General features: G+C 55.4%; 13 protein-coding genes. 2 read left to right on the forward strand and 11 right to left on the reverse strand.

The window, feature by feature from the left end:
• The first annotated feature begins 38 nt into the window (after positions 1-38).
• Positions 39-1,031, forward strand: a complete 993-nt coding sequence (locus tag AC01YT_RS03135) for a prenyltransferase (protein ID WP_476672758.1) — start codon at positions 39-41, stop codon at positions 1,029-1,031.
• A gap of 55 nt (positions 1,032-1,086) precedes the next feature.
• On the opposite strand, the gene AC01YT_RS03140 is transcribed toward AC01YT_RS03135, so the two are convergent.
• The 4 genes from AC01YT_RS03140 to AC01YT_RS03155 all read right to left on the reverse strand — a co-directional run bounded on the left by AC01YT_RS03140 (position 1,087) and on the right by AC01YT_RS03155 (position 4,148).
• On the reverse strand, positions 1,087-1,881 hold the full coding sequence (locus AC01YT_RS03140) for a hypothetical protein (RefSeq protein WP_476672759.1): 795 nt from the start codon (positions 1,879-1,881) through the stop codon (positions 1,087-1,089).
• 12 nt (positions 1,882-1,893) lie between these two features.
• Complete coding sequence (locus AC01YT_RS03145) at positions 1,894-2,256, reverse strand: HD-GYP domain-containing protein (protein WP_476672760.1); 363 nt, start codon at positions 2,254-2,256, stop codon at positions 1,894-1,896.
• Positions 2,181-3,383 (reverse strand): HAMP domain-containing protein, encoded by a 1,203-nt coding sequence (locus AC01YT_RS03150; RefSeq protein WP_476672761.1) that lies wholly within the window; start codon positions 3,381-3,383, stop codon positions 2,181-2,183. The genes AC01YT_RS03145 and AC01YT_RS03150 overlap by 76 nt, the downstream gene beginning before the upstream one ends.
• Before the next feature lie 102 nt (positions 3,384-3,485).
• On the reverse strand, positions 3,486-4,148 hold the full coding sequence (locus AC01YT_RS03155) for a CHASE4 domain-containing protein (RefSeq protein ID WP_476672762.1): 663 nt from the start codon (positions 4,146-4,148) through the stop codon (positions 3,486-3,488).
• Between the two features lie 194 nt (positions 4,149-4,342).
• On the opposite strand from AC01YT_RS03155, the gene AC01YT_RS03160 reads away from it, so the two are divergent.
• Positions 4,343-5,269, forward strand: coding sequence for a YitT family protein (locus tag AC01YT_RS03160; RefSeq protein ID WP_476672763.1), 927 nt, complete (start codon positions 4,343-4,345; stop codon positions 5,267-5,269).
• 2 nt (positions 5,270-5,271) lie between these two features.
• On the opposite strand, the gene AC01YT_RS03165 is transcribed toward AC01YT_RS03160, so the two are convergent.
• From AC01YT_RS03165 to AC01YT_RS03195, 7 genes are all read right to left on the reverse strand, one after another.
• Positions 5,272-5,940 (reverse strand): lysoplasmalogenase, encoded by a 669-nt coding sequence (locus tag AC01YT_RS03165; protein WP_476672764.1) that lies wholly within the window; start codon positions 5,938-5,940, stop codon positions 5,272-5,274.
• Positions 5,941-5,950: 10 nt separating this feature from the next.
• The gene (gene era / locus AC01YT_RS03170; protein WP_476672765.1) at positions 5,951-6,868 is read right to left on the reverse strand and encodes a GTPase Era; all 918 of its coding nucleotides are present in this window, start codon (positions 6,866-6,868) and stop codon (positions 5,951-5,953) included.
• 3 nt (positions 6,869-6,871) lie between these two features.
• Positions 6,872-7,777, reverse strand: a complete 906-nt coding sequence (locus AC01YT_RS03175) for a DMT family transporter (protein WP_476672766.1) — start codon at positions 7,775-7,777, stop codon at positions 6,872-6,874.
• Positions 7,755-8,309, reverse strand: coding sequence for a methylated-DNA--[protein]-cysteine S-methyltransferase (locus tag AC01YT_RS03180; RefSeq protein WP_476672767.1), 555 nt, complete (start codon positions 8,307-8,309; stop codon positions 7,755-7,757). Before AC01YT_RS03180 ends, AC01YT_RS03175 begins: the two co-directional genes overlap by 23 nt.
• Before the next feature lie 27 nt (positions 8,310-8,336).
• A complete protein-coding gene (locus AC01YT_RS03185) occupies positions 8,337-9,191 on the reverse strand; it encodes an ABC transporter permease (protein WP_476672768.1) in 855 nt (284 codons plus the stop codon).
• Positions 9,192-9,213: 22 nt separating this feature from the next.
• A complete protein-coding gene (locus AC01YT_RS03190; RefSeq protein WP_476672769.1) occupies positions 9,214-10,065 on the reverse strand; it encodes an ABC transporter permease in 852 nt (283 codons plus the stop codon).
• The coding region (locus tag AC01YT_RS03195) for an ABC transporter ATP-binding protein (protein WP_476672770.1) at positions 10,025-11,139 on the reverse strand (1,115 nt) is incomplete at its 5' end. The genes AC01YT_RS03195 and AC01YT_RS03190, both read right to left, overlap by 41 nt.

The raw sequence follows: 11,139 nt of genomic DNA on the forward strand, positions 1-11,139 counted from the left end.
TTTGACCTAATAACTCTTGTTGTGGAGGTTGGTCGGCAATGAATGTCCGTATGTGGATTCAAGCGCTGCGCGTGATCCCCCGCATCAGTCGCGAGGAATGGCAGCAACTGGATATCATCTCGCGGTGGTTGATTTCAACCCGCGCTGCTGTATTAATTATGACTTTTACTTCGGCTGGCATCGCTGGGCTGCTGGCTGCCCACGCCGGCAAGTTTGATCTCTGGCGCTGGCTATTGCTAGCGTTGGGGCTGGTGCTTGCCCATGCCACTAACAACCTGCTCAACGATTACACCGATTATTCGCGTGGGGTGGATGCCAATAATTATTTCCGCACCCAATACGGCCCACAACCCTTGGAGCAGGGATTGATGACCAAGCGTGAGCACTTGACCTATGCGGCAGTGACCGGCTTGCTTGCTCTGGCTGCCGGGGCGTATCTGGTAGCCGTGAATGGCTGGCTGGCGTTGGGTTTGCTCTTGATCGGGGCGTTTTTTGTCCTTTTTTACACCTACCCGCTCAAATACATTGGTTTGGGCGAATTGGCCGTGCTTCTGGTGTGGGGGCCATTGATGATCGGAGGTGGCTATTATGTAATTACCGGTCAGTGGGATTGGAACGTGGCCCTGGCGGGTTTGGTCTATGCTTTAGGGCCAACCACGGTGATTTTCGGAAAACACATTGATAAGCGGGCAGAAGATGCCGCCAAGGGGATTCGCACCCTGCCGGTCATTCTCGGTGAGACGGCCTCGCGTTATATCGTGTTGGCGATGATGGCGTTGCAGTACCTGGGCGTGATTGCCTTGGTGGTCAGTGGGTACTTCTCGCCAGCGATGTTGGTGGTGTTAGGTGCCTTCTATTGGCTGCGTCCGGCACTGACGGTTTATCGCCATCCGCGTCCGAGTGAGCCTCCCAAGGAAGAACCGGCGCGCAGTGCTTGGCCGCTGTATTTTGTGGCGGCTTCGTTCTACCAGAGCCGTGCCTATGGCTTGTTCTTCATGCTGGGGTTGATTCTGCAGTTGATTGTGCGCTAAACCCTTCTACCGGTGCATGAAAAAGATGGCCTTGCCTTTCATTGGCAGGGCTTTTTTATTCGCTGGTGATGCGCAATCCGCAAATTTCTAGCCAAGCAGGCGGCGTGGCTTCCAACCCAAAGCGCACCTGCCCCTGAGGGTTGTAAGCGGCATATTGATTGTCGATCCAGATTACCATTCCCAAGCGCCCTTGGGGAATAATTGTGGTTTCAAAGACAACGTTGCTGTCCATGCTGAATCTGACATGGTTCGGTTGCCAGTGTAGGGAATAGTGGTGCCAGGTCGTTACATCGTGATCCAGGCGCTGGGCATCTTGACGAATGAAATATCGTAGTGAACGGCGTAGCCAGCGTGCCGTGGGTGGCCAGAGCAGGCCTGCAAGGATGGGCATGGCAGGCAGCAGAGCCAAACTGGGCCATGTGGGGGATGAAAATGTGGCGGCCAGAAAACCATTCGGCGGTAATCCGTCATACAGAGTCAGGGCACTTCGGGGAGAGGCGTAAAAGAACCAGATAGCATTGGGTAGGGCTGGCCAGCGCCGTGCATTGCCACGCACCCCTAACGGCATGGCAAATGGATCATTCCACAGCCCGAATCCCCAGGTGCCGGGCAGATCGGAGGCCGAGGCACGGGCTTCCAGATCGAGTTGGAGGGGGGCGTGCCAGCGAAAGTGAGAACGAGGAAGGTGTAGGTAATCGTCCAGTTGGGCTAGGGCGTAGGTACTAGAAGAGGTAGCCGTCAACGATAAACGCCACGCACCTGGCCTTAATGAAGTAACCCAACCTCCACCTCCCTGACGGGCAACTAGTGCCGGCAGGTCACCGGTGCCGAAAGTGCGGATAGGGTTCATCTCCCTATAATTCTAGGCCGAGGTGGTCACTGTGGGTTGTTCCTCAGGGTGTAATTCTTCATCCAACAGGCCCAGGAAAACCGCTACCACTTGGGGGTCGAAGAGTACACCGGCCTGATCTTGGAGATATGCCTGTGCTTGTTGGGGCGACCAGGCGGGGCGGTAAGGACGTTCACTGGTGAGAGCATCCCACACATCCACCACGGCAAGGATGCGCGCTCCTAGGGGGATTTCTTCCCCCTTTAGCCCCCGCGGATAGCCACTGCCATCCCAACGCTCATGATGAGCATACAGGATTTCTACCGCCCGGCGCAAGAAGGGAATGTCTTTAAGCAAGTCGTAAGCGATTTGGGGGTGCTGCCCATGATCGCCCATTCCTCAGGAGTAAGTGGGCCGGGCTTAAGCAGGATATTGTCCGGAATACCGATTTTACCGATATCATGGAGCAACACCCCGTAGCGCAGGTCATCCAACTCCTGCCCTTGCAAACCCAAGCGCCGCCTCAGGGCGAGGGAGAGGCGTACCATCCGTTCGGAATGTCCTTGGGTTTCGCGGTCGCGCAGTTCGAGTGCCCGCGACCATCCTAACAGGGTGGCTTCAATGGCGGCTTTAAGTTCGGCATTGAAACCCTCGGTGGTGAGCAAAAGTTGAGCATTTTCTAGCGCGATGGCGATTTGGAACGCCAGGGCTTCGAGAAAAGTGCACCACTCGTCATCGGGATCAGGGCTTTTGTCCTGGCGTGAGACCAGGACGAGCATAATCCCATAATCGTGGTTGCGAGCCTGCAAGGGCGCTAAGGCGAGCCAGCGGGGATTCAAATCGGCGGGGTGGCAAAGGCTCAGCAGATCTTCTCTTTGAATGATCTGAACACGCCGTTGGGTTGTTGTAGCCCCGAGCCAAGCGGAGGGCAGGTGGTAAAGCCAGGGCGCATGAGGCAAGGGAAAATCCTCGGACAGCACCGGCGCCGGTAAGGCAAACGAACCATGGGGCCCCGGCAGCAAAGCAACACCATCCACACGCAACGCATCGCGAATCAGATTCAGGATGGTGACTAATTTGTCCCTCAGGCGGATGTCGCTGGCGATGGTCTGATCAATCTGGCGCAGCACATTGAGTCGCTCCAGGCTGGTTTGGGTGATAGCCAGGCTCTGTTGCAGACTGCGGTTACTCTCCTGGAGGGAGAAATGGGCGATGGCCAGGTCTTTGGCTAGATTGTTGATGGTACTCGCTAAGGTTACCAGTTCATCGCTACCTGTAACTTCCAAGCGGCGGCTGAGGTCGCCTTCGCGGCGCATGGCTTCCACGTCGTTCATCAACCGGTTCAGGCGGCGACCGTAACGGGTTTGAAGGTATATGAGAATGACCCCACCCAGCAGGATTTCGAAGATGACCAGCAGGAAGCCCAGCGTGCGCAGGCTACCAACCCCTTGAAGGTAAACTTCGCGTGGATGAACAATTTTGAGCACCAACGCTGGCTTGCCCCACGGGTCATTTAAGGGCAAGTATGCCCACAATTCGGCGGGTGGAACGAGCGGAGCCGGGCTAGGGGCAAGATGAACATGAGGTTGCGCGGTGTCGTTAAGTCCGCTTAAAATCCGGCTGACCTATGCGGGGAGGTTATCGTGCAAGGTCCAGACGTTAAAAGTCTGCCCGCTCCAGGCGGCGATCCGATCCCATTCGGTGGCATCTAACCAGCGCCCGGCGATATAGACACCGCCGCTGGGCCCGCTACGGTCACTGTGGAGAATGTAGCGCGCCGAGACCAGGATTGCCCCTGCCTCAGTGAGCACAATACCCTGCACTTCCGAAAGCGGGTCGTAGGGCGAGAGCCGGTAGCGCACACTCCCGATTTGTTCCACGAGGCTGGGGGTGATAGAGCTCTCGGTGAGGCTCGCAAGATCCACAGCGCGGGCAAAGGCCAAACGGCCCTGGGCATCATAGAAAAGCATCAGGTTAAGTTGAAGGCCTTGAAACGACTCGGGAGATAGATTCTCATCCACATATTCGGGATAACTGCCCTGGACGAACTTGTACGTATCGCTCCAATAGGCCCAATCGGCGGTGGAAGCGCTGATGCGATTTTGTTCCGCGGCTAATGCCGCGAGCACACGTTCGATACGATGATGCAAATAGTCGTGATCCAGGCGATCAAACTGAGGGAGAAATATCGTGCGGGAAATGGCGAAAGCCACCGCTGTAGTGAGAAATAAAACGATGACCAGGATGAGGAAGACACGCTGACTGAGGGTCAAAGCATACCTCGACATATGGAGTATGTTGGCCTTTTATTAGTCTAAAAGTAAAGTCGTTTGTCATGGTTTAGAGTTACTTTACAAATTTGTAAGAATTTTATTAGATGAGATTAATCATTCCACTGGCGCATGCCGGCTGGCTAACGGCTACCCAAACTGGGGGGAGTTCCGTATAATAGGCTGGCATTCTTGCGGTTGGAGGTTTTGGGATGGGTGTTCAACAGACTCCCTGGCTACCTTTGCCCCCGGACTGGTCTCTGCAGTCCTGGGTGAAAGGTTTGGACTTTTCGTGGAAGACGGTTCAGGAACATGGGTTTGTCATCCTGGGCGGGTTGGTGCAGGCTTTGGCGATGCGCCTGTTCCTGGTGCCAGCACAGCTTGTCAGCGGTGGGGTGAGCGGCGCGGCCCAAATTATTAACCACTTTACCCAATGGCCAATTGGGTTAATGGTCTTCATCGGTAATGTGCCACTGTTCATCCTGGGCTGGCGCTACCTGGGCGGTATGCGCTTTGCCTGGCGCACGGCGTTGGCGATTGTGACTTTCTCGTTTTTCACCGATTTTCTAGTCTTGTTCATTCCTCCCCAGGGAGTGACTCAAGACCTGGTGCTGGATTGCCTTTATGGTGGCATTTTGCTGGGCATTGGCCTAGGCATGGTTTATCGCGGCCAGGGTACCAGCGGGGGCAGCGATATTTTAGGGCGCATTCTCAACCATCGCTTGGGCATCTCAATTTCCCAGGCTTACTTGATCACCGATACTTTAGTGGTGCTTGGAGGGGGTTTCGCTTTCAATTGGGAACGCGCCCTGTATGGCTTGTTGGTCATCTACGTCAGCGGGGTGGCGGCCGAGGCCGTTTCGGAAGGCTCGGGCGTCTTTCGCATGGCGCTGATTGTGACCAATCACCCTGAAGCAATCACCCAACGCATCATGAGCGTGTTAGAGCGTGGGGTCACCATTTTACCCGGCACTGGCGGTTATACCGGTGCGCCCCGCCCGGTATTGTATTGTGTCATCACCCGGTCTGAGGTCAACCAATTGAAAGAGTTAGTGCGCGAGGTGGATCCGCGGGCCTTTATGGTCATCGGGCAGGTGCATGATGCCTTGGGCGAAGGCTTTCGGCCACTAGTTCAATGAGGTTAGAGTAGGCCGGCCTGATGCAAGACACCTGCGATGAGCAGGGCTTGCCCAAGATGGTAAGTGACAATGACAATGATCCCGCCAAATTTGACCGGTGCAATTAAGCGGTGATTGGCGAGGGTCCAATCAGAAATGAAAAAGAGAGTAGCCCCCAGGCCTACCAGCAGGGCGGACGAAAGCGGCCAGTTAGGGCGCCATAACGTCAGCCAGGCCGAGAGAGTCATGACCCCGATGGCTAAGGTATAAATCATCACCGCCGGGAGCAGCACCGTCGTTTCAGGCCGTTGGCTCAGGCCGCGGGCGAGTTGGCGGAACCCCATTGCGGTAATAACGCCCAGAATAGCGGTGGTAACCAGCGTTTCAACCCGCACCGGTGGCGGGGTGGGGTTGAAGCCGATGATATAGGCGACATGGGCGAGCAAAAAAGCCAGTAAACCGAACAAAAAATAGCGACGCGGCATCAGCAAGGCGACGTCACCGAATAAAGCGAACAACAATCCGATTCCAAACCAGCGGGTGGCTTCTTGCCATCCCCCCAGGGTGGTAAACGCCAGGATCAGTGCCAGCAACGCCCCCGGTTTCGCCCAATATCGGATCTGCAGACGTTCGCGGCTCACGGCCCACCAGTCAATCATAGCAAAGATGGCCATCACTCCAAACCAAATCATCGTTGCTTCCTCATCGTTTCAGGGTATAACCCAGCCAGCGCAGAGCTTCCGGCTGGTTACGCCAGTTTTTATTGACCTTGACGTGCAAATCCAAAAATATCTTGCGGCCGCTCATGGCTTCAATCTCCATGCGGGCGGTGGTGCCGATTTTTTTAAGCATCTCACCCCCCTTGCCGATGACAATGGGCTTCTGGCTCTCTTTTTCTACAAACAGGGTGGCGTGAATGTAGGCGGTGTTTTCATCCCGTTCTTCGTACTCGTCAATACGTACGGCAATCGCGTGGGGGACTTCGTCGCGCAAGTGCAGCAGCGCTGCCTCACGGATCAATTCGGCGGCAATGTCGCGTTCGTAATAATCGGTGATCTGATCAGGTTCATAGTAAGGCGGGTGCACGGGAAGGAATTCCAGGATGGCTTGGAGCAGGTCATCCCGGCCTTGCCCGGTGGTGGCTGAAAGCAGGATGGTGCGCACCGCTTGTGGGGCCAATTCAGCATAGGCGGCGTGTTGGGCGGTTAGGTCCTCCCCGCTGACCAGGTCAATCTTGTTGAGGGCGAGAATCAGGGGCGGGGCATGCTGCAGTTTCTGCAGCCGCTGCGCGATCAGGCGGTCCTCTTCGCCGGGCAGGCGATGAGCTTCCACCAGCCAGACCAGGACATCCGCATCGGTCAGTGTCTCTTCAGCGACGCGGTTCATGTACTCGCCCAGTTTATGAACGGGGATGTGAAGCCCAGGGGTATCCACAAAAATGATCTGGGCATTTCCCAAAGTTAGGATGCCCAACTGACGCCGGCGCGTGGTCTGGGGTTTGGGCGAAACGGCGGCGATTTTCTGCCCGAGGTAGGCGTTGAGCAGAGTGGATTTGCCCACGTTCGGCCGCCCGATTAAGGCAACAAAACCGGCTTTGTAGGTTGAAAGGTCTTGGTCCATGGTTTAAAAATCCTTTTTGATTTCAGGAAGGGTACGCGGCGTTGGGCGTAGCCAATTGACGACGGCCACACCACTGACGATCAAGGTGCCCCCGGCCAGCAAATGCCAATCGGGGCGCTCGTGAAGGAAGATGGTGCCCAGTATCACTCCAACCAACGGGAAGATGTACGTCACCAGGGTGGTGCGAGTGGGGCCGATGGATTGGAGCAGGGAATAATAAAGCAAAGTTGCCACGCACGAGCCCATCAGGCCGAGCCAGAGGGCGGCCATCCAGGTGATAGGTTGATGGGGTAAGGTAAAAGGCGTTTCAAGGCTGAAAGCCAGCGGGAGCATGATCAGGGTGGCCGTCAACGATTGCCCCAACGATTGCACCTCGGGAGTTAAGCCACGCACCTTACGGCGCGCATACACAGCCGCCGCGGCATAAGAGATGGTGGCCAAAAGCATGGTCAGTTGTCCCAGTTTTGGGCGGGTGAGATCGCCCTGGACCTGATTAGCCATCAGCACCACCACACCCAAGAATCCTAGCAGCAACCCCAATCCCTTGGGGAGCGTCCATGGGTCATCGGCCAGAAAAAGCGGAGCGATTAAAAGGGTGAAGAGAGGCACGGTGCTGTTGAGGATGGCGGCCATGCCGGAAGAAATATATTGCTCGCTCCATGAGATCAGGACAAACGGTAAAGCCATGTTGAGCAATCCCAGGATGAAGAACGCAGGTAGGAAGTCACGCCAAGGGAGGTGTGCCCGGTGTAGGCGGGCAACAATCATCAATCCCAGGGTCGCGAAAAATACGCGCAGAGCAACCAGAGTAAACGGTCCTAGTTCCTGCACCCCAATTTTGATCCACAGAAACGAAGAGCCCCAAATCAATCCCAGTAAAATGAACTTAAACCACTCTCTGATTGACAATGGTATGTCCCTCCAATTGTAAGAGCCATGCCTTGGTGGAAAGTCCTTCGCCACCACCGTAGCCGTGTAGAGAACGGTCACTGCCGATGACACGGTGACAAGGAATGATGAGCGGGATAGGGTTATGAGCCATGGCGCTCCCTACGGCGCGGGCGGCGTTGGGGCGGCCCAGGTGTAACGCAATCTCCCCGTAGGTGCGTACTTCGCCGTAGGGAATCGTGTAAGTGTACGCTAGAATCGGGCGGGATTGGGGCGAGATCATCTGCCAGTCAATCGTCACCGTAAATTGGCGCAGATGGCCCGCCAGGTAGGCGGCCACCTCGTTCAAGGCTTGATCAAGAATGGTCTGTGCGGTTTGGTCGCCGCTGGGATGGGTGGTGACTTGGACCTGTCCAATGATCAAGCGTACAACGCCGCGGGGGTTTGTCCATATACTCACGGGACCAATAGGAGAGGTTTCAAGGTGACCCGTTGCCAGGGGAAATCCGTCTTCCAGGAGGTCCTGAGAATTGCTCAAACGAGTTTTAGACATGAATAGCAGACCTCGTTTTCGGGAAGGTTAGTAATTCGACGTGTAGTCAATGAGACCTTGTTCACGAGCCAGCCTTTCACACCAGCGAAAAACGATCCAACTGATGATTCCCAATGCCAGGGTCATCAGAGCTAGCCAACCTAACAATTGAGCGCTACTGACGTTGCTAAACGTAGGAAAGGCTTGAGCGACCTGGCCGATCAGCGCGCGGCGCATCAGTTCTAGCCAGTACGTAATTGGGAGGGCGTAACCGATGGGACGCAGGTAAGCCGGCAAGACCTCCAGGGGAAAGATGGCGCCGGTGAAGAGAAAAAGCGCTCCGGCAACGGCATCCCCAATGTAATAGGAATGGCGTGCTGTGAGCAAAGTTACCCCGGCCAGAATCAAGCCGACCAGTGCCAGCATGACGGTACCCAGCAGTAAACTGACCAGAAATAGCGGCCAGTCTATACTGGCCAACGAGAGGGGCATTTTGAGCAGCCACACCCCAAAGGCAATGATCATCAGAACGGCGAAGGTGGTCGTGAGAAAACGGGCAATCCCGCGCCCAAAAAGGTAAAGTGGGATGTTCAGAGGCGCAACATAGATATATTTCAGGGTGCGATAATGCTCGCGATCATCAATCACTGCCCAGGAAACACCCGTGGTCACCGCGCTGACATACTGATAGAAGGCATTACCCAGATAGAGATAGGCGAACACAGGGGTGTCAAAGGCTTGTTGGGAAACCACGCGATACATAATGACCAAAATGCCCGCCGCGGCCAAGGGCTTGATGATCGAATAGATGGCAAATAAAAAAGGATCTGTCCAGTTGGATTCGATTTGCCAACCCAGCCACGCGGCCATTCGGAATGAACGTAGTGCTGAGGAACGGAGCATAAATAAACCTTATGAGGGTATTTTAACGCCGATTTTCGGTTAATCGGGCTTCCTCGCGTGCCAGGCGTTCCAGCGTAGCTAGGAGCCAGCGGGCGGCAATCAGAAAAATGATCGAGAGCACTGCCAAGATGGCAATTTCCAGCGGCACACTTAAGAAGCCCAAACTGGGGCCACTGCGGAAGGCTAATTGGCGCATGGCATCCAGGCCGAGGGAGAGGGGAATAACCGAAGCCCCTAAAGCTACCCAAAAACCCAGGTTTTTCAGTGGGAAATAGAAACCTGAGAGTAAGTAGACCGGCTCCATGGCCAGATTCACGTAGTGCCAGGCCTCGCGGCTAAAGAGCAAGAAGACTGAAGCGGTCATCATCCCTAGCCCGTAAAGGGCAATCATGGTTAGGGCAAACACGGCCAGTAGCTGCCAGGGGTTGATGACTACGTAATGCACGTTAAACAGCAGGGTGCCTAAGGCAATAATGGCACCGGCGCGGAGCAGGGTAGCGATCATGCCCCCGATCGCCATGCCCAGCAAAATTGCCATCAGCGAGGTTGGCGCAATGATGTAAAGTGCAAGGTTGCCCTGCTCTTTTTCCCAGTACAACTGGCTTGACATGCTCCACAGCACGTTCATCCAAAAGGCAATCATCGCCCCGCCGATGACGACAAAGCCGACGTAGTCTTCAGGGGCCCCGATTGCACGATAGACATATACGTAAGCCGCCACGTTAATCAGGGGCAGAAGCACCTCAAAGATCAGCCAGGATTTCTCGCGCTGTTGCCCGATGACTCGGGGATAAGCCCGGCCTATGACCGTTTGCAGGAACAGACGCCAGCCGCTATTCTTGCGGATGGGTGTGGTAACCGTTACCGCGCTCACGCTCTACCTCCTCCATGCGTAACCCGACCAGTTGCACGAAAACGTCTTCCAACGAAGGCTGGCGTTTTTGCAGGCTGCGCAGGTGTGCCTGCTGGCGTTCAAGTTCGCCGATGACCTGGGGTAGCACGCTTTCCTCGGCCAGGGAGATTTCAATCTCCAGTCCGCCATTGTGCCATTGTTGGTGCAGTCGCAAAACCCCAGGCAAGGTTTCCAGAGCCGGAAGGTTTAGGGCTTGCTCAGGTTCAACCACGAGTTGGAAGATGGCCTCGTGTTGAACCTGTTGCTTGAGATGTTCCGGAGTATCGCAGGCCAGAATCCGTCCGTTGTGGATGATGGCCACACGGTCGCACAACTCCTCTGCTTCTTGCATATAATGGGTGGTGAGTAGAATAGTGCGTTGGGGGTTTTCGCTCATCCAGTGGCGGATGAACGCGCGGACCTCGCGTGCAGCCTGAACGTCCAGCCCGAGCGTGGGTTCGTCCAGGAAAAGTACCTCGGGATCGGTCATAAAGCCGCGCACGATATTCATTTTCTGGCGCAACCCGGTCGAAAGATCGGATGATTTGGTGTTAGCGCGATCGGCCAGGCCGATCATCTCCAATAGCCTTTGAATGCGTTGGTGCGCAAGGCGGCTGGGAATGCCGTAGAACTGAGCAAACATCCAGAGGTTCTCACGTACGGTGAGCAACCCATAGCCGGAAGTTTCGCCTCCGGAGACCATATTGATGCGCGGACGTACCTTATCCGCTTCCCGCACGACATCGTAGCCAGCCACCCAGGCTTGCCCCCGGGTAGGGGCAAGCAGGGTGGTTAATATTTTGATCAGGGTGGTTTTTCCGGCGCCGTTTGGTCCTAAAAGCCCGAAGAGTTCGCCTCGGGATATACTGAGGTTAACCTCTTCGAGAGCAACGCGTTCGCGTAATTCACCCTTTTTGGCCCCACGAATCTTGTAGATGCGGGTTAGTGCTTCGGTTTTGACCGCAAGAGTGTTGAGGGGTGATTCGATGTTCACGCTTATCCAGGCCTCCAGGGTTTGATTGTAGAAGGAATGTTCAATATCGTCAATGCCTTTTT

This window comes from Thermanaerothrix sp., assembly GCF_056331585.1.